The organism is Paraburkholderia sp. OAS925 (genome assembly GCF_040543975.1).
Classification (GTDB): Bacteria; Pseudomonadota; Gammaproteobacteria; order Burkholderiales; family Burkholderiaceae; genus Paraburkholderia; species Paraburkholderia graminis.
Map to the genome: position 1 here is coordinate 1,979,267 of NZ_JBEUNO010000001.1, position 18,632 is coordinate 1,997,898.

Below are 18,632 nucleotides of genomic sequence, written 5' to 3' on the forward strand. Positions count from 1 at the left end.
CATACACCTCGAAAGCCTCACTTCCCCCCAGCCATTTCCTCCCAAATCTCCGCCCCAATCTCAAACGACCGCAACCGCGCCTCATGATCATAGATCTGCGCGGTGAGCATCAACTCATCGGCGCCGGTCTGTTCGATGATCGACTTCAAGCCCTCGCGCACCGCATCGCGATCGCCGATCGCCGTGCACGCGAGCGAATGCGCGACCGAATTCAGTTCCATTTCCGAAGCCGCAACCCGGTCCACCGGCGGCTGCAATTGCCCCGGCGTGCCACGCCGCAAATTGATGAACTGCTGCTGAAGCGACGTGAAAAGCCGCCGCGCTTCTTCATTGGTGTCGGCTGCGAACAGATTCACGCCGACCATCGCATACGGCTTGTCGAGCGTCTCCGACGGACGGAATTGCGCGCGATAAACCTGCAACGCCGTCAGCATGTAATCCGGCGCGAAGTGCGACGCGAATGCAAACGGCAAGCCGAGCGCCGCCGCAAGCTGCGCGCTGAAAAGCGACGACCCGAGCAGCCACAGCGGCACATGCAAGCCCGCGCCGGGCACCGCGCGAATGCGCTGGCCGGCGACCGGGTCCGCGAAATAACGCTGCAATTCGGCGACGTCGTCGGGGAACGAGTCCGCGCTGTTTTGCAGGTCACGGCGCAGCGCGCGCGCCGTGCTTTGGTCGGTGCCGGGCGCGCGTCCGAGTCCCAGGTCGATGCGGCCGGGATAAAGCGATTCGAGCGTGCCGAACTGTTCGGCGATCACGAGCGGCGCGTGATTCGGCAGCATTACGCCGCCCGAACCAACGCGGATCGTCTTCGTGCCGCCCGCCACATAGCCGATCACGACCGAAGTGGCCGCGCTCGCAATGCCGGTCATGTTGTGATGCTCGGCAAGCCAGAAGCGGCGGTAGTTCCACCGCTCGGCGTGCTGCGCGAGATCGAGCGTGTTCCTGAAGGCGTCCGCTGGCGTGGCGCCCGCGATGACCGGCGAAAGGTCGAGGACCGAAAAAGGGATCATTGTCTGTTGGCTTGCTGTTTCTGGCGCTTTCACGCGATGGGGCATTCTCGCAAAGCTTCCGGCTTTCTGCTGGCGACGCCCGCATGTCCACGTTTGCGAAAGGGTTTGTCGGCGGCATCATGGGCACTGAACCGCCGCAACGCTTTCCCCGGCACCTCTGCCGTTACATGCAAGTTCGATATAGATATGGCCGATCAATATTTAACAAGCGCATGACGGCCTGCTACCGTGAACGCCTCGAACAATGCACTGCCATTGCATTCGGCCCGCAACGCCGCGGCCTCGCCGGGCAGCAATCATTCATGGAGGCACTCGCGTGTCCATCGAATTCATCGGCATGATCCAGACTCGCAAGGTATCGGAAACGCACGCGCCGCAAGGGCCGGTTATCGATGTCGGCTATCTCGAACAGTTCGCGCGCGCGCATGAAGCGGCGGGCTTCGACCGCATTCTCGTGCCGCATCATTCGACGAGCCCCGATGCATTGCTCACCGTCGCGCACGCCGCGAGCGTGACGAGCAACGTGCACTTCATGCTCGCGCATCGTCCGGGCTTCGTGGCGCCGACGCTCGCCGCGCGGCAACTGGCGACGCTCGATCATTATTCGCGCGGCCGTCTCGCGGTGCACATCATCTCGGGCGGCGACGACGCGGAGCAACGCCGCGACGGCGACTTCCTCTCGCACGACGAACGCTACGCGCGCACGGACGAGTATCTGCAGATCCTGCGCCGTCTCTGGACAGAAGCGAAGCCGTTCGATCACCACGGCCAGTACTATCGTTTCGAACAAGGCTTCTCGGAAGTGAAGCCGGTTCAGCAGCCGCATATACCGGTGTATTTCGGCGGCGCGTCGGTGCCCGCACTCGAAATCGCTGGACGTCATGCGGATGTCTACGCGCTATGGGGCGAGTCGAAGGCGCAAGTGCGCGAGCAGGTGACGCGCGTGCGTGCCGAGGCCGCGAAGCACGGGCGCACCGTGCGCTTTTCCGTGTCGTTCAGGCCGATCCTCGCCGCGACAGAAAGCGCGGCATGGGAGCGCGCCGAGCGCATCCTCGCCGAGACGAAGCGGCTGCGCGCGCTGCAAGGACTCGGCGTGGGCGGCCCCGCGCAAAGCGAAGGCGCGCGGCGCTTGCTCGCGGCATCGGGCGAATCGGATCGCGCCGACGAGCGCTTGTGGACCGGCATCGCGAAGGAAATCGGCGGACGTTCGAATTCGACGGCGCTCGTCGGCACGCCGCAACAGGTCGCCGACACGCTCGCCGAGTACTACGCGCTCGGCGTCACGACCTTCCTCGTGCGCGGCTTCGATCCGCTCGAAGACGCCATCGACTATGGCCGCGAACTGATTCCCGCAACACGCGAACGCGTGGCGCGCGTTGCGCTGGCCGCGTGAACGGAGCCGCGATGACCGACCTTTCTCACGCGCATCCACGGGCTGACGAAGCACGTTCGCCGGCCAGCACGCTCTCGACCCTGCAACGCCACGCGCCGCTGCGCAAATTCTGGTTCGACGACGTGCCGCCGCGCACGGATCTCGCCGCCGAGCGCCGTTATCGCCAGGAGCGGCTTGCCGTCGCGTTTCGTCTCTTTGCGCGCTACGGCTTCGATCAGGGGCTCGCCGGTCACATTACCGCACGCGATCCGGAATGGACCGATCACTTCTGGGTCAATCCGTTCGGCAAGCATTTCAGCCGCATCCGCGTGTCGGATCTGCTGCTCGTGAATGCGCAAGGCGAGATCGTGGTGGGCGACGGGCCCGTGAATCAGGCGGCGTTTGCGATTCATGCGGCGATTCACGAGGCGCGTCCCGATGTCATCGCGGCGGCGCACACGCATTCGCTGTACGGCAAGGCGTGGTCCACGCTGGGCCGCACGCTCGATCCGCTGACGCAGGATTCGTGCGCGTTCTACGAGGACCACGCGCTGTTCGACGATTTTCGCGGCGTCGTGCTCGATACCGGCGAAGGCTCGCGCATCGCGGCGTCGCTCGGCACGCACAAGGCGGTGATCCTCAAGAACCACGGCATTCTCACGGCAGGTCCGAGCGTCGAGGCGGCCGCGTGGTGGTACATCGCGCTCGATAACGCGTGTCATGCACAACTGCTCGCCGAAGCGGCCGGCACGCCGCAACGTATCCCGCACGACGTTGCCAAGCTCACGCACGAGCAGGTGGGCCGCGCGAATGGCGCATTGTTCGCGTTTCAGAGCCTGCTGGAAGGGCTCGTCGAAGCGGAGCCCGACGTGCTGAATTGAAGCGCGCGTACGCATGCCACGCGCAGCGTTTCTTCGCGAGACGCTGCGCGCCACGTCGTGCAGGCGGCAGCCGTTCGCGGTCGATGTTGCACCGCTTTGGGCCGCCGCTGCCGCGCGATGCTCTCTCGATGTGCGTAAAAGACGAAGAGAACTCGCGCGCATCAATCTTCGGACCTATCCTTCAATGTTAGCGATGACCCAGACCCTGCGGCCGGACCGGCTGCGCACGTTCGTCGGCCAGATCGCGGCGCTCGTCGACGGCGACACGCCCGAAGCGGCGCTGCTCGACGCCGGCGCGACCGCGCTGCGTGAACTGATCGCTCACGACGACTGGCTGCCCGACGCATTCGCGCGGCCCGATCCCGAGCGCTATCAGCAGTACCTGTTGCACGCCGACTCGCGGCAGCGCTTTTCGGTCGTCAGTTTCGTGTGGGGGCCGGGGCAGGCGACGCCGGTTCACGACCACACGGTTTGGGGCTTGATCGGCGTGCTGCGTGGCGCGGAAATTGCGCAGCGTTACCGTGTCGCGGCGCACGGCGAAGTCGTCGCCGAGGGCGCCCCCGAGCGCCTTGGCGCGGGCGCCGTGGATGCCGTGTCGCCACGCATCGGCGATATTCATCGCGTGAGCAACGCATTTAGTGACCGTACGTCGATCAGCATTCACGTGTACGGTGGAAATATCGGCGCAGTGAACCGCTCGGTGTACCCGGGCGGCGCCCGTCGAAAAAAGTTTGTGTCCGGCTACTCGAACGACGTGTTGCCGAACATCTGGAATGTGTCGAAGGAGTCTCCGATCCCATGACTTTCGTGAAAGATTTTCGTACCCGATCTTATGCAGACGTGCGCCGCGCACTGCTCGAACGCGAGGAAATCGCGCTCGTCGATGTGCGCGAGGAAGATCCGCACGCGCGCAGTCATCCGCTCTTTGCCGCGAATCTGCCGCTGTCGCGGCTCGAACTCGATGCACCGGTGCGCTTGCCGCGCCGCGACGTGCCGATCGTCGTGCTCGACGACGGCGAAGGGCTCGCCGCGCGCGCCGCTGAACGTTTCGAAAGCCTCGGCTATAGCGACGTCGCGCTGCTCGAAGGCGGCCTGCAAGGCTGGCGCAAAGCCGGCGGCGAGTTGTTCCAGGACGTCAACGTGCCGAGCAAGGCGTTCGGCGAACTGGTCGAAAGCGTGCGCCACACGCCGTCGCTCCCGGCACAGCAGGTGCAGGCGCTGCTCGACCGCGAAGAGAACATGGTCGTGCTCGACGCGCGCCGTTTCGATGAATACCAGACCATGAACATTCCCGGCAGCATCAGCGTGCCGGGGGCGGAACTCGTGCTGCGCGCGCGCGAACTGGCGCCGGACCCGGCCACGCGGATCATCGTCAATTGCGCGGGGCGCACGCGCAGCATCATCGGCGCGCAGTCGCTGATCAACGCGGGTTTGCCGAACCCGGTTGCCGCGCTGCGCAACGGCACCATCGGCTGGACGCTCGCGGGGCAGCCGCTCGCGCACGGCAGTTCGCGGCGGCCAGGTCCCGTCGTCGACGACGCGTTGCGTCTCATCGCAGCCGATGGCGCGCGCGCCGTCGCCGACCGTGCGAAAGTGGGCCGCACGTCACGCGATGAAGCGCGCCGCTGGGCCGACGAAGCGGTGCGCACCGTGTACCGCTTCGACGTACGCACGCCGGAGGAATACGAAGCGGGCCACGTGCCGGGCTTTCGTTCTGCGCCAGGCGGCCAGCTTGTGCAGGAAACCGAAATGTTCGCGCCGGTGCGCGGCGCACGCGTGATTCTCGCGGACAGCGACGGCGTGCGCGCGAACATGACCGCGTCGTGGCTCGCGCAGATGAACATCGAGGTCTATGTGGTCGACGGTTTGACGGCCGCCGACTTCGCGGAAAAGGGCGCGGCGCCCGCGGCGCGCCTGGCCCCGCAGCCGCCCGACGCCGATGAAATCGCCCCCGCCGAACTGGCCGCGCTGCTTCAGTCGCCGGGCACGGTGGTGCTCGACTTCACGAGCAGCGCGAACTACGTGAAGCGCCACATACCGGGCGCGTGGTTCGTGATCCGCAGCCAGCTCGAGACGGCATTGCACAAGCTGCCGGACGCGCGCCGCTATGTGCTGACGTGCGGCAGCAGTCTGCTCGCGCGCTTCGCCGCGCCCGACGTGGCGGCGCTCGCCGGCAAGCCGGTGCAGGTGCTGACGGGCGGCACGGCGGCGTGGATCGAAGCGGGCCTGCCGGTGGAAAGCGGCGAGACGCGGCTGGCGTCACCGCGCATCGACCGTTACCGGCGTCCTTATGAGGGCACCGATAACGCGCGCGAAGCGATGAATGCCTATCTCGAGTGGGAATACGGGCTCGTCGCGCAACTGGCTCGCGACGGCACGCATGGTTTTCATGTGATCTGACGGGGTTCGGCGGATCGCGGGGACAGGGACGGCGACTGACGACGCGCGCCCGCGGCTGCGCGCGTGTCCTTGAATTGCCGCGCGATCGCCGCGCCGAACCGCTCCACCGGCTGCTGCAATTTGCCGAGCGCGCGCGGCTGCACGAGCCAGATGTCGATGAGCGGCTTGAAGTCGCTGACCGACACCACGTCGAGCCTGTCGGCATAGGCGCTCGCATTGAAGAGCGGCAGCGGCACGAGCCCAAGACCATGACCGTCCGCCACGAGTTGCAACTGCAACTCCGTGCCGAGCGTTTCCAGATTCAGCTTGAGCGCGAGACCGAGACCCGTCAGCGCGCGTTGCAGACCGTCGCGGAAGCCGCAGCCGTCCGGATTCAACACCCAGCCAATCGACTGACACTGCGCGAGCGTATGCGCGCGTTTCGTGAGCAAACCCTTGCGCGCGACCACTGCGAGTTTGATGCGGCCGAGCGAGCGCGCCGACAGCGTGTCGTCGAAGGTTTTGTTGGCCGGGAGCAGGATCGCGGCGACATCCAGTTCGCCGTCTTGCAGCCGTTCGAGCAACTGGCCGCCCCAGCCGGTCGACGCGCGCGCCTGCAAATCGGGGTAGGCGTCTTTCACCGCCCGCAGCGCGTCGCCGAGCGCGACGTCGGCGATGGTCTGCGCGACGCCCACGCGCAGCGTGCCGGTGGGCGGCGTGTCGGTCGCGACCATTTCGCGCAGCACGTCGAGTTCGCGCTGAATCGCGCGGCATTGCTCGTAGACGATCCGGCCGGTCGCGGTCGCCTTCAGCGGACGCGTGTTGCGGTCGAGCAATTCGACGCCGAGCGCTTCCTCGAAATTCTGCAGACGGCGCGTGATGGCCGGTTGCGTGAGCCCGAGCGAGAGCGCCGCCTGCTGCAGCGACTGACAGCGAATAACGGTGACGTAGGCGTCGATTTCGTCGATCTTCATGATGAGCGATGAGGTGGTTCGTGCGCCCGATGATACCTGCATCGCTGTTCCCGCATACTTTGCAAGCAACAAAAATTCGCATATTTGCTTAGCACGATAATGCGTTTGTCTTATACAAGACGCTCGCTTATCGTCGTCGAATCTATTGCTCGACACCTTCCTGGAACGTCATCCTCATCATGTCTTTTGCGATTTTCTCCGTCGTGCCTCGGGCACTTGTCAAACCGCTTGCCGCAATTATCGTGGCCATTCCCGCGATGTTGGTGTTCTGCGCGATGCCCGCCGCCGCGGCCGACTTACCCGTGCTCAAGGTCGGCGATCAGTCGTTGCAGACGCGCGGCATTCTCGAAGCGTCCGGCCAACTGAAAGACCTGCCGTACAAGATCGAATGGTTCAATTTTCCGGCAGCGCAGCCGCTTGGCGAAGCATTGAACGCGGGCGCGGTGGACGTCGGCGGCCTCGGCGACGCGCCGCTCGTTTTCGCGCTCGCAGCGGGCGCGCGGGTGAGGGCGGTCGCCGCGACGCGCTCGAATCCGCTCGATCTGGCGATCGTCGTCGGTCCGCATTCGCCGCTCACGGACGTCGCGGGTCTGAAGGGCAAGCGTCTCGCGACGACGCGCGGCTCCATCGGCCACTATCTCGCGCTCGCCGCGCTGAAAAAGGCCAACCTGTCCGCAAGCGACGTCGCGTTCGTGTTCCTCGCGCCCGCCGACGCCAAGGCCGCGCTCGCGTCCGGCAGCGTCGACGCGTGGTCGGTGTGGGACCCGTACACGGCGCTCGGCGAGTCGCGCGATCACGACCGCATCATCGCGAACGGCGTGGGTTTGTCGGAAGGGCTCAGCTATCAGGTCGCGACCGAGGCCGCGATTGCCGGCAAACGCGCGCAATTGGCGGACTTCCTGCGGCGCGTGGCGATCGGCCAGCGCTGGGCGCTCACGCATCCCGACGAAGTCGCGGCGATGCAATCGCGCGTCACGGGCTTGCCCACCGATGTGTTGAAGACGGTCTATCAGCGCGGCCAGGTGCATCCGGTCGCAATCGACGATACGGTCGTGGCCGCGCAGCAGCGCACCGCGGACACCTACGAAGCGGCCAACGTGATTCGCGCGCATCTGGATGTGCGTGCAAGTTTCGACCGCAGTTTCCCGTTGCCCTGACCGCGTCCCGCGGTGCCACTGACAGCGCCGCGAAATCCTCTGCAAATTCGGTGTAAACGCGCTCTCGTCTAGCGCTTCCAATCCCGTTAGATTAACGTCACTTGGAAGGCTTATTGAGGGGACCAGGGCGGCCAGTCAAGCAGCGGTTCGCCACTTCCGGCGATGGCGCAAGGTGTACGGCCAAGGCCGTTCATCGCCGCGCCGGAACGGACCGCTGCGCGTCGTCCTTCACGCGGTTTTCGCACATCTTCAAGACCGGCGTACTGACCGTACCCGCCGTCACGACCATCGCTTCACTGCCGTCCGGCATGGGCGACGCTTTGCACAGCGTCGCCTTTTTGCTTTCTGTTGCGTCTGTTGCGCTTTGCAATAATTGGCGCGCAGAGGGCGTCATCGTCGGAAAAGCGCTTTACGTCCTGCATTTTTCGCCTGCGAGGCCGGTTTCGCCGTGTCTTTGCGCGCCGTGTGCGCGCTCGCGGTTTTTGCGTCACGCGGTTATCCTGTAGCGCGCCCTAAGGAACGTCCAGCGGATGTCGAGCGGGAAATCCAGCGGGGAATCACTACACGACCGATGCGGTCATTCGCGTCCGCATCGCTACAGGAAATTTGCTGTGAGCCTGAAACTGCCTCTTGTCGCCATGCTGGCTGCATGCCTCGTGGTCACCGCGTGCGACGACCAACAGAGCGAGCACGCCGTGCAAAAAATCAAGGACCTGTTTAACGCCGTCAAGCCCGACGCGCTGCTGCTCAAGGACATGACGCCGGGCGTCACGACCGAAGCGCAGATCCGCGAGCAGATGGGCAAGCCCGAAACCGAACGCACCTTTACGGACGGCTCGAAGCGCTTCGAGTATCCACGTGGTCCGCAAGGTATGAATACGTACATGGTGGACATTGACCGGGACGGTAAACTGCAATCCATCACGCAAGTGCTGACCGCGGCGAACTTCGGCAAGATCCGCATCGGCATGAGCGAGGACGAAGTGCGGCGGCTGCTCGGCAAACCGGGTCAGGTCGCGGTGTTTCCGCTCAAGCCGGAAACGGTGTGGAGCTGGAAGTGGCGCGAGGGCGGCGTGACGGAAGAAGGCATTTTCAACGTGCACTTCGACCAGAATCACACGGTGTACACGACATCGCGTTCGGACGTCATGCGCGGGCGCTAGAAACGCTGTAAACAACGAGAAGCAGACGAAGAAAGACGGGGGGCATCATGATACGTCGACGTCGATACAGCCGTATCGGGCTGGTGTTGGGAGGCGGCGCCGCGCGCGGCTGGGCGCATATCGGCGCGATCCGCGCGCTGCACGACGCGGGCATCAAGCCCGACGTGGTATGCGGCACGTCGATTGGCGCGCTGGTCGGCGCCGTCTATGCGAACGGCGATCTGGACTGGCTCGAGGAGTGGGTGTCGCGGCTCACGTGGCAGACGGTCGTGCGCCTGCTCGACTTGCGTTTGTCCGGCGGTCTGCTTGGCGGGCGCAAGGTGATCCAGTTATTCGCCGACAAATTCAACGGCCGGTCCATCGCGCAACTGAACATGCCGTTCGCCGCCGTCGCCACCGAACTCGACACCGGCCGCGAAAGCTGGCTGCAGGACGGCAGCGTGGTCGACGCGGTGCGTGCGTCGATTGCGATTCCCGGCATTTTCACGCCGGTTTGGCACAACGGCGTATGGCTCGTCGACGGCGGGTTGAGCAATCCGGTGCCGGTGTCGGTCGCGCGCGGCATGCGGGCCGACTGCGTGATTGCCGTCGATCTGAACAACGACATTCTCAACGGACGCGATTTCGGCGGCGCGGTCGTGGACACGCCCGCCATCGATCCGAACGCACCGACGCCCGTTTCGATGCGCCGCAACGGCAAGCCCTGGCCGCGCTGGCTCGCGCCCGCCGAAGAGCGCGCGACCGACGACGTGCGCGTGCCGCCCGCGCCGAGCGCGCGCGTGCCGTCCATGCTGAGTTCGATCGCGCAAAGCATCGACATCATGCAGGTGCGGATCACGCGCAGCCGCCTCGCGGGCGAGCCCGCGGACATCCTGATCCAGCCGCGCCTGGGCGGCATGGGCATCTTCGATTTTCATCGCGCGGCGCCGGCCATCGAGGAAGGGCGCGCGGCGGTCGAATACATGCTGCCCGCGATCCGCGCGCGGCTCGGCATGGACTAGCGGCGGCCCGCTCCTGGTCTTCGCACGGCCGCGCTTCGCCTTGCGCGAAGCGCGCGCCGTCTATCGAAAAAGCGACCTCAAACTTGCTAAATCGCGGCGGCGCGTCCGCGCCACGCTGGTGACTGCATCCCGCCGCGTCCCCCAACACCAAGCGCCGCGAGCCGCCCGGCGCTTTCCGCGTACCCTGTTGCGGCGCAGCAAACTTTGCGTCGGCCTTTGAGAAATTAATTTTCGCTTGGGAGACTCCGCGCCATGCCTGATGAGCCGGGGTCCGACGAGCCGGCTGCATCGAGGCGTTCTCAAACCAAACTGGATGGAGACACGCGTGGTGCTATACGGCTTTGGTCCGGTCCTGCTGGCCGGCACGATCCAGACGGTCGAACTGTCGGTGCTGTCGCTCGCGGCCGCCGTGCTGCTCGGCCTCGCGGGCGCGGCGGCGAAACTCTCCCTCAACCGGCCGTTGCGCGCGCTCGCCACCGGCTACACGACCTTGATCCGCTCGGTGCCCGACCTCGTGCTGATGCTGCTGCTTTTCTACAGCATCCAGATCGCGGTCAACAATCTGACCGACGCGCTCGATGTGGCGCAGTTCGACATCGACCCATTCGTCGCCGGCGTGCTGACGCTCGGCTTCATTTACGGCGCGTATTTCACCGAGACGTTTCGCGGCGCGTTTCTCGCCGTGCCGCGCGGCCAGCTCGAAGCGGGCAGCGCCTACGGCATGAGCGGCGTGCGCGTGTTCGCGCGCATTCTCTTTCCGCAGATGATGCGTTTCGCGCTGCCCGGCATCGGCAACAACTGGCAGGTGCTGGTGAAAGCGACGGCGCTGGTGTCGATCATCGGTCTCGCGGATGTCGTCAAGGCCGCGCAGGACGCGGGCAAAAGCACCTTCAACATGTTCTTCTTCATCCTGATCGCGGCGCTCATCTATCTCGCGCTGACGACCGTCTCGAACCTCGCGCTGATCTGGCTGGAACGCCGCTATTCGATCGGCGTCCGGCACGCGGAGCTTTAAGACCATGATCGACATTCTCAACGACTTCTGGCGCGCGTTTCTCTACTGGGACGGCCAGCGCATGTCCGGCCTCGCGGTCACGTTGTGGCTGCTGGTCGTGTCCGTCGGCATCGGCTTTTGTCTTGCGATTCCGCTCGCGGTCGCGCGCGTGTCGAAAAAGCGCTGGCTGTCGACGCCCGTGCGTCTCTACACGTATGTATTTCGCGGCACGCCGCTGTACGTGCAACTGCTGCTTATCTACACCGGCATGTACAGCCTCGAATTCGTGCGTTCGCATGAACTGCTGGATGCGTTTTTCCGCAGCGGCTTTCACTGCGCGATTCTCGCTTTCGCGCTGAACACCTGCGCGTACACCACGGAGATCTTCGCCGGCGCGATTCGTTCGACCTCGCATGGCGAAGTGGAAGCGGCCCGTGCCTATGGCATGAGCTGGTTCACGATGTACCGCCGCATTGTGATACCGTCCGCGCTGCGCCGCGCCTTGCCGTTGTACAGTAACGAAGTGATCCTGATGCTGCACGCGACCACCGTCGCGTTCACGGCTACCGTGCCGGATATCCTGAAGGTGGCGCGCGACGCGAATTCGGCAACCTATCGTTCGTTCGACGCATTCGGCCTCGCGGCGTTGATCTACCTCGTGGTGTCGTTTGCTCTCGTCGCGCTGTTCCGCCGCGCCGAGCGTCACTGGCTCGGTTATCTGGCGGTCCGCACGCATTGAGCGCGCCGTCGCAAGTTCGATCGTATTTTCAAAGGGAGAGCACCTTGCTCCACACCACGCAAACCCAGGCTTGCAAGCTCGCCGTGCAGGACATCCACAAGCGCTACGGCGACAACGAAGTGCTCAAGGGCGTGTCGCTGAACGCGAACAAGGGCGACGTGATCAGCATCATCGGCGCGAGCGGTTCGGGCAAGAGCACCTTCCTGCGCTGCATTAATTTTCTCGAGCGGCCGAACGCGGGGCAGATTGTCGTCGACGGCGAAGCGGTCAAGACGAAGGCCGACCGCGCGGGCAATCTCGAAGTCGCGGATCACAAGCAGTTGCAACGCATTCGCACGAAACTCGCGATGGTGTTCCAGCACTTCAATTTGTGGGCGCATATGAACGTGATCGAGAACGTCGTCGAGGCGCCGATTCACGTGCTCGGCCTGCCGCGTCGCGAAGCCGAAGAGCGCGCGCGCGAATATCTCGAGAAGGTGGGCCTCGCGCCGCGCGTCGAAAAACAGTATCCGGCGCATCTGTCCGGCGGTCAGCAGCAGCGCGTGGCGATTGCCCGCGCGCTCGCGATGAATCCCGATGTGATGCTGTTCGACGAGCCGACTTCGGCGCTCGATCCCGAACTCGTCGGCGAAGTGTTGAAGGTCATGCAGAAGCTCGCGGAAGAAGGGCGCACGATGATCGTCGTCACCCACGAAATGGGTTTTGCGCGCAACGTGTCGAACCATGTGATGTTCCTGCATCAAGGCCGCACGGAAGAAGAAGGCTTGCCCGCCGAAGTGCTGAGCGCGCCGCGCAGCGAGCGGCTCAAGCAGTTCCTCTCCGGCAGCCTGAAGTAACGCGCGCCGCGTCCGCCCGTTCGCCCGCTCGCCGCGTTGTGATCCGCTGATGGCCCGCACGTCCAGTCCCGCACGCACCACGCAGGTTGCAATCGTCGCATTGCCGCCCGTGTCGATGTCGGGCGTCGGGCCGATTGTCGACGCGCTCAATCTCGCCAACGAAATCGACGGCCGCGCGCTGTATCGCGTGCAGGTCTGCTCGTGGGACGGCCGCGCGGTGCCGCTCGCGGGCGGAGCGCAATGGCCCGCCGACGCCGCATTCGGCGACGCGATCGCGTGCGACTGGCTGATCGTCATCACGGAACGCTTTCAGCAATTTGCCGACTATCGGCTGTTTCTCGCGAGCCTTGCGCGCGTCGGGCAACGCACGCCGCTCGTCACCGGTATTCATCACGGCGTGTGGTGGCTCGCGATGGCGGGGCAATTGTCGGGCTATCGCGTGAGCGTGAACTGGGAAACCTATCAGCAGTTCGCCGAGCAGTTCGAGCGCTCCATCGTCACGCAGCAGATTTTCGAAATCGACCGCGATCGCGCGACTTGCGCGGGCGGTCAGGCCACCGTCGACTTCATGCTCGCGATGATCGGCCGCGAACACGGCCCCGAACTCGCGGATCGCATCGCGGATACGCTCGGCGTCGGCGTGTTGCGCGCGGGCGAGGAACGTCAGCGCATTCCGTTCGTGACCGCGCCGGGCGAGCGCCATCCGCGTCTGAACGATGCGTTGATGCTGATGGAAGCGAATATCGAAGACCCGCTCACCACCGACGAAATCGCCGGTCTCGTCGGCGTTTCGCGGCGGCAACTGGAGCGCCTCTTTCGCCAGTATCTCGGCTCGATGCCGTCCAAATACTACTTGGGTCTGCGCCTTTCGAAAGCGCGCACGCAATTGCAGCGCACCAGCAAATCGGTCGTGCAGATCAGCCTCGCGTGCGGATTTTCGTCGGCGGCGCACTTTTCGAATGCATACCGCGAGCGCTTCGGCGTGACGCCGCGCGAGGATCGCCGCAACTGGCTCGACCGGCAGACGGGCGCGGGCGGCGCGGCGGCGAGCGAGCCGCGCGCGGGCGCGTTGATCGAGCGGCCGGATCTCGCGGATTGAAAGCATCTCGGCTCGCGGCGGGCGCCGCTCGCAGCGCGCCGCGAGGTGGAAGCTCATAGAAAGCGTCGCGTATGCGCAAGACGTATCGCGCGCGGTTTCCTACACTACCTGTATTACCTCTCACCGTAACGAGGATTTGCCATGAACGACCTGACTGTGACACGCAAGACCTTCGACGAAGTCATGGTGCCGGTATTCGCGCCCGCCGCCTTCGTGCCGGATCGCGGTCTCGGCTCACGCGTCTGGGATACGCAGGGCCGCGACTATATCGACTTCGCCGGCGGCATCGCCGTCACCGCGCTCGGTCACGCGCATCCCGAACTGCTGAAAGTTTTGCAGGAGCAGGGCAGCAAGCTGTGGCATATCGGCAATGGCTACACGAACGAGCCGGTGTTGCGTCTTGCGAAACGTCTCGAAGACCTGACCTTCGCGGACCGCGCGTTCTTCGCGAACTCGGGCGCCGAAGCGAACGAAGCGGCGCTGAAGCTCGCACGCCGCGTCGCGTTCGACCGCCACGGCGCCGAGAAATTCGAAGTGATCTCGTTCACGCAGTCGTTTCATGGCCGCACGTTCTTCACTGTCAGCGTCGGCGGTCAGCCGAAGTATTCGGAAGGCTTCGGACCGGTGCCGCAAGGCATCGTGCATTTGCCGTACAACGACATCGAGGCCGCGAAGAAGGCGATTGGCGCGAAGACCTGCGCGGTGATCGTCGAGCCGATTCAGGGGGAGGGCGGGGTGATTCCGGCCGATCCGGCGTTCCTGAAAGCGCTGCGCGAAGCCTGCGACCAGCACGGCGCGCTGCTGATTTTCGACGAAGTGCAAACGGGCGTGGGCCGCAGCGGCTACTTCTACGCGTATCAGGACACCGGCGTCACGCCGGACATTTTGACCACCGCGAAGGCGCTCGGCAACGGCTTCCCGATCGGCGCGATGCTGACCACGAACGAACTGGCCGCGCATTTCAAGGTCGGCGTGCATGGCACCACGTATGGCGGCAATCCGCTTGGCTCGGCCATCGCGGAGAAGGTGGTCGAACTGGTTAGCGATCCGAAGCTCCTCGAAGGCGTGCGCACGCGCAGCGACGTGCTGAGGGGTCATCTCGCGAAGCTCAACGAGCGCTTCGGCCTCTTCACCGAAGTGCGCGGCAAGGGCCTGTTGATCGGCGCCGAATTGACGGATGCGTACAAGGGCCGCGCGAAAGACTTCGTCACGGCCGCGGGCCAGCATGGCGTGATCATGCTGATGGCGGGACCGGACGTGTTGCGCTTCGTGCCGTCGCTGATCATGCCGCTCGACGACATGAACGAAGGCTTCGAACGGCTCGCGAAAGCGATTGCCGAAGTGGTCGGCGCGAAGGCCGAAGCGGCGTCGAAATAAAACGGCGCGTTCAACGCCTCGCACCGACGCATAGGGGAACTCATGCGTCACATTCAACAGGAACGATGATGCTCTTCGTACGCCCCGGCCGCCTCGCCGATCTCGATGCGCTCGAACATATGGCGCGCACCGCGCAACCGGTGCTGCATTCCCTGCCGCACGACCGGCGCGCGCTCGAGGCACGCGTCGCGCTGTCGGAAGATTCGTTTCGCGCGGACGTCGACTTTCCGGGCGAGGAGTTCTATCTGTTCGTGCTCGAAGACAGCGAGACCGGCAAACTGATGGGCACGGCGAGCATCATTGCGGCGGCGGGTTATTCGGACCCGTTCTACGCGTTTCGTAACGACGCGCTGATTCATGCGTCGCGCGAATTGCACGTGAACCGCAAGATTCACGCGCTCACCATGTCGCATGAACTGACGGGCAAGAGCCGGCTCGCGGGCTATTACATCGACCCGTCGCTGCGTGGCGACGCCGCTGCGCATCTGCTGTCGCGCGCGCGCATGATGTACATCGCCGCGAATCGCAGGCGCTTTACGTCCGAGGTGTTCTCGCTGCTGCTCGGCGTGACCGACGAGCATGGCGTGTCGCCATTCTGGGAAGCGGTGGGGCGCAAGTTCTTCGGCCGCGATTTTGCCGACATCGAAATCGAATCGGGCGGACGCAGCCGAACGTTTATCGCCGAAGTGATGCCGACGTATCCGATCTATGTGCCTTTGCTGCCCGAAGCCGCGCAGCGCGTGCTCGGCGAGCCGGATTCGAACGCTCTACTGGCGTATGAAATCCATCTGGAAGAAGGCTTCGAGACGGACCGCTTCATCGATATTTTCGACGCGGGGCCGGTGCTCACCGCGCAGGTGGACCGCAGTGCGTCGGTCGCGCGCAATGAAACGCGCGTCGTGCACGAGACGGCCGCAGCCGCGAGCGGCGCTGCGTATCTGATCGCGCACAACGGCGTGGATGGCGAATTCCGCTGCGTGCTCGGCGATCTGCCGTCGACGAAAAGCGAAGGGGCACCCCTCGCGCAGGCGGCGCGGGCGGCACTCGGCGTGCAGGACGGCAATGCGGTGCGTTGCGCGCCGCTGCATCGTCCGGGAGACGAAGAAGATCAACAGCAGCACGAACAATCGGGAGACGCGCAATGATCGTCGTTCGCGTTGTGCAACGAGGCGATGTGGACGCGTTGATGCGGCTCGCGCAGGAAACCGGCCCAGGCCTCACCACCTTCAAGCCGGACCGCGAAGCGCTTGCCGCACGCGTCGAACGGGCGCGCCGCACGATGGAAGACAAGGCCGCGCCGCATGAAGCAGGCTACTTCTTCGTGATGGAAGACACGCAAACCGGCGACGTCGCCGGCGTCTGCGGCATCGAAGCGGCTGTCGGCCTGCAGCAGCCGTTCTACAACTATCGCGTGAGCACGGTGGTGCACGCGAGCCAGGACCTCGGCATCTGGACGCGCATGCGCGCGCTCAACATCTCGCATGACCTGACGGGTTACGCCGAAGTGTGCTCGCTGTTTCTGAGCCCGCGTTATCGCACGAGCGGAGTGGGCGGCCTGCTGTCGCGTTCGCGCTTCATGTTTCTTGCGCAGTTTCGCGAGCGCTTTCCGCAGCGTTTGTGCGCGGAATTGCGCGGCCATTTCGATGAGCAAGGCACGTCGCCGTTCTGGCGCGCGGTCGGCTCGCATTTCTATCAGATCGACTTCAACGCGGCCGATTACCTCAGTTCTCATGGACGCAAGGCGTTTCTTGCCGAGCTGATGCCGCGCTATCCGGTGTATGTCGAGTTGCTGCCTGAAGAAGCGCAGCAATGCGTCGGCCTCACGCATAGCGACACGATTCCGGCGCGCCGCATGCTCGAAGCGGAAGGGCTGCGCTACGAGAACCACGTCGATATTTTCGATGCCGGTCCGGTGCTCGAGTGCCATATCTCCGACTTGCGCACGGTGCGCGAAAGCGTGATGGTGCCGCTCGAAATGGCCGACGTGCCGGCGGGCGCGCCGCAGGATGCGCCGCGTTCAATGGTGTCGAACACGTCGCTCGGCGATTTTCGCGTGGGCGTGGCGGCGGGCGTGCCGCAAGACGGCGTGTTCCGCATGAACGCGATCGAAGCGTCGGCACTCGGCGTCAAGGCAGGCGACCCGGTGCGGGTGCTGCCGCTGAAACATAAACAGGGATGATCATGAGCGAGCTTTTCATCGGCGGCGAATGGGCTGCCGGCACAGGACCCGCATTCGCGTCGCGCAACCCCGGTACGGGCGCGACGGTGTGGGAAGGCAATAGCGCGTCCGCGGACGACGTGGATCGCGCGGTGCGCGGCGCACGGCGAGCGTTCGCGGCATGGTCGGCGCTGAGTCTCGATGAGCGTTGCGCGGTGGTGCGCCGTTTCGCCGCGCTCGTCACCGAACGCAAGGAAGCGCTCGCTGAAGCGATCGGCCGCGAGACCGGCAAGCCGCTGTGGGAAGCGCGCACCGAAGCGGCTTCGATGGCCGCGAAAGTCGAGATTTCGATTCAGGCGTACAACGAGCGCACCGGCGAAAAGCGTTCGTCGATGGCGGACGGCACCGCGGTTTTGCGGCATCGTCCGCATGGCGTGGTCGCCGTGTTCGGGCCGTATAACTTTCCTGGGCATCTGCCGAACGGGCATATCGTGCCGGCGCTGATCGCGGGCAATGCGGTCGTGTTCAAGCCGTCCGAACTCGCGCCGGGCGTCGCCGCGCTGACCGTGCAAATCTGGGCCGATGCGGGCTTGCCGGCCGGCGTGCTGAACCTCGTGCAGGGCGAGAAGGACACGGGCGTTGCGCTAGCGAATCATCGGCAGATCGACGGTCTGTTCTTCACCGGTAGTTCGGATACCGGAACGTTGTTGCACAAGCAGTTCGGCGGACGGCCGGAGATCGTGCTCGCGCTCGAAATGGGCGGCAACAATCCGCTCGTGATCGGGCCGGTCGCGGACATCGACGCCGCCGTGCATCACACGATCCAGTCGGCGTTTCTGTCGGCGGGGCAGCGCTGCACTTGCGCACGCCGCATTTTCGTACCGAACGACGCGTTCGGCGAGCGCTTTCTCGCGCGCTTCGTCGAGGTGAGTTCGCGCATCAGCGTCGGCGAATATAACGCCGAGCCGCAGCCTTTCATGGGCGCGGTGATCTCGGCGCGCGCGGCCTCGCGCCTCGTCGCGGCGCAGGAACGCTTGCTCGCGGATGGCGCACATGCGTTGCTGAAAATGGAGCAGCGCGATCCGAAGCTCGGCTTCGTCACGCCGGCCATTCTCGACGTGAGCGCCGTGAAGAATCTGCCCGACGAGGAACACTTCGGGCCGCTCGCGCAGATCATCCGTTACGACAGCTTTAACGAAGCGCTCGAAAAAGCCAACGACACCGAGTTCGGTTTGTCCGCGGGCCTGCTCGCCGACGACGAATCGCTGTGGACGCATTTCCAGCGCACCATCCGCGCGGGCATCGTCAACTGGAACCGGCCGACCAACGGCGCGTCGTCGGGTGCGCCGTTCGGCGGGCCGGGGCGTTCGGGCAATCACCGGCCGAGCGCTTATTACGCGGCCGATTACTGCGCGTATCCGATGGCGTCGGTTGAAAGCGCGCAACTGCAAATGCCCGCGAGCGTCTCGCCGGGCCTTCAATTCTAAGG

General features: G+C 64.9%; 17 protein-coding genes. 15 read left to right on the forward strand and 2 right to left on the reverse strand.

What is annotated here, in order from left to right; all coding sequences use genetic code 11:
* Window positions 1–17 precede the first annotated feature (17 nt).
* The gene (locus tag ABIE53_RS08605; RefSeq protein ID WP_006051107.1) at window positions 18–1,013 is read right to left on the reverse strand and encodes an LLM class flavin-dependent oxidoreductase; all 996 of its coding nucleotides are present in this window, start codon (window positions 1,011–1,013) and stop codon (window positions 18–20) included.
* Window positions 1,014–1,329: 316 nt separating this feature from the next.
* Here ABIE53_RS08605 and ABIE53_RS08610 point away from each other — a divergent pair, with 316 nt between their 5' ends.
* The 4 genes from ABIE53_RS08610 to ABIE53_RS08625 all read left to right on the forward strand — a co-directional run bounded on the left by ABIE53_RS08610 (window position 1,330) and on the right by ABIE53_RS08625 (window position 5,666).
* Window positions 1,330–2,406, forward strand: coding sequence for an LLM class flavin-dependent oxidoreductase (locus tag ABIE53_RS08610; protein WP_107708426.1), 1,077 nt, complete (start codon window positions 1,330–1,332; stop codon window positions 2,404–2,406).
* An 11-nt stretch (window positions 2,407–2,417) separates the two neighbouring features.
* The gene (locus ABIE53_RS08615; RefSeq protein ID WP_244230978.1) at window positions 2,418–3,266 is read left to right on the forward strand and encodes a class II aldolase/adducin family protein; all 849 of its coding nucleotides are present in this window, start codon (window positions 2,418–2,420) and stop codon (window positions 3,264–3,266) included.
* Between the two features lie 193 nt (window positions 3,267–3,459).
* Window positions 3,460–4,068, forward strand: coding sequence for a cysteine dioxygenase family protein (locus ABIE53_RS08620; RefSeq protein ID WP_107708522.1), 609 nt, complete (start codon window positions 3,460–3,462; stop codon window positions 4,066–4,068).
* Window positions 4,065–5,666: a rhodanese-related sulfurtransferase gene (locus ABIE53_RS08625; RefSeq protein WP_107708424.1), complete on the forward strand. Its 1,602-nt coding sequence runs from the start codon at window positions 4,065–4,067 to the stop codon at window positions 5,664–5,666. The genes ABIE53_RS08620 and ABIE53_RS08625 overlap by 4 nt, the downstream gene beginning before the upstream one ends.
* Here the strand turns inward: ABIE53_RS08625 and ABIE53_RS08630 are convergent.
* On the reverse strand, window positions 5,654–6,619 hold the full coding sequence (locus tag ABIE53_RS08630) for a LysR family transcriptional regulator (protein ID WP_107708422.1): 966 nt from the start codon (window positions 6,617–6,619) through the stop codon (window positions 5,654–5,656). The two genes, ABIE53_RS08625 and ABIE53_RS08630, sit on opposite strands and share 13 nt — an antisense overlap.
* 179 nt (window positions 6,620–6,798) lie before the next feature.
* Here ABIE53_RS08630 and ABIE53_RS08635 point away from each other — a divergent pair, with 179 nt between their 5' ends.
* The 11 genes from ABIE53_RS08635 (at window position 6,799) to astD (ending at window position 18,630) form a co-directional block, all read left to right on the forward strand.
* Window positions 6,799–7,776, forward strand: a complete 978-nt coding sequence (locus tag ABIE53_RS08635) for an ABC transporter substrate-binding protein (protein WP_107708420.1) — start codon at window positions 6,799–6,801, stop codon at window positions 7,774–7,776.
* Window positions 7,777–8,387: 611 nt separating this feature from the next.
* A complete protein-coding gene (gene bamE, locus ABIE53_RS08640) occupies window positions 8,388–8,939 on the forward strand; it encodes an outer membrane protein assembly factor BamE domain-containing protein (protein ID WP_107708417.1) in 552 nt (183 codons plus the stop codon).
* Between the two features lie 47 nt (window positions 8,940–8,986).
* Window positions 8,987–9,940, forward strand: coding sequence for a patatin-like phospholipase family protein (locus ABIE53_RS08645; RefSeq protein ID WP_006051098.1), 954 nt, complete (start codon window positions 8,987–8,989; stop codon window positions 9,938–9,940).
* Window positions 9,941–10,265: 325 nt separating this feature from the next.
* Entirely contained in the window at window positions 10,266–10,955 is a 690-nt protein-coding gene (locus ABIE53_RS08650; RefSeq protein ID WP_006051097.1) for an ABC transporter permease, read from the forward strand.
* Between the two features lie 4 nt (window positions 10,956–10,959).
* Window positions 10,960–11,673, forward strand: coding sequence for an ABC transporter permease (locus tag ABIE53_RS08655; protein ID WP_107708414.1), 714 nt, complete (start codon window positions 10,960–10,962; stop codon window positions 11,671–11,673).
* Window positions 11,674–11,717: 44 nt separating this feature from the next.
* Window positions 11,718–12,509: an ABC transporter ATP-binding protein gene (locus ABIE53_RS08660; protein WP_107708412.1), complete on the forward strand. Its 792-nt coding sequence runs from the start codon at window positions 11,718–11,720 to the stop codon at window positions 12,507–12,509.
* A gap of 49 nt (window positions 12,510–12,558) precedes the next feature.
* Window positions 12,559–13,608, forward strand: coding sequence for a GlxA family transcriptional regulator (locus ABIE53_RS08665; protein ID WP_006051094.1), 1,050 nt, complete (start codon window positions 12,559–12,561; stop codon window positions 13,606–13,608).
* Window positions 13,609–13,749: 141 nt separating this feature from the next.
* Entirely contained in the window at window positions 13,750–14,985 is a 1,236-nt protein-coding gene (locus tag ABIE53_RS08670; protein WP_029969174.1) for an aspartate aminotransferase family protein, read from the forward strand.
* A gap of 68 nt (window positions 14,986–15,053) precedes the next feature.
* On the forward strand, window positions 15,054–16,130 hold the full coding sequence (gene aruF, locus ABIE53_RS08675) for an arginine/ornithine succinyltransferase subunit alpha (RefSeq protein ID WP_053857893.1): 1,077 nt from the start codon (window positions 15,054–15,056) through the stop codon (window positions 16,128–16,130).
* Window positions 16,127–17,164, forward strand: a complete 1,038-nt coding sequence (astA, locus tag ABIE53_RS08680; RefSeq protein ID WP_107708409.1) for an arginine N-succinyltransferase — start codon at window positions 16,127–16,129, stop codon at window positions 17,162–17,164. The genes aruF and astA overlap by 4 nt, the downstream gene beginning before the upstream one ends.
* Window positions 17,165–17,166: 2 nt before the next feature.
* Entirely contained in the window at window positions 17,167–18,630 is a 1,464-nt protein-coding gene (astD, locus tag ABIE53_RS08685; protein ID WP_107708520.1) for a succinylglutamate-semialdehyde dehydrogenase, read from the forward strand.
* The last annotated feature ends 2 nt before the right edge of the window (window positions 18,631–18,632 follow it).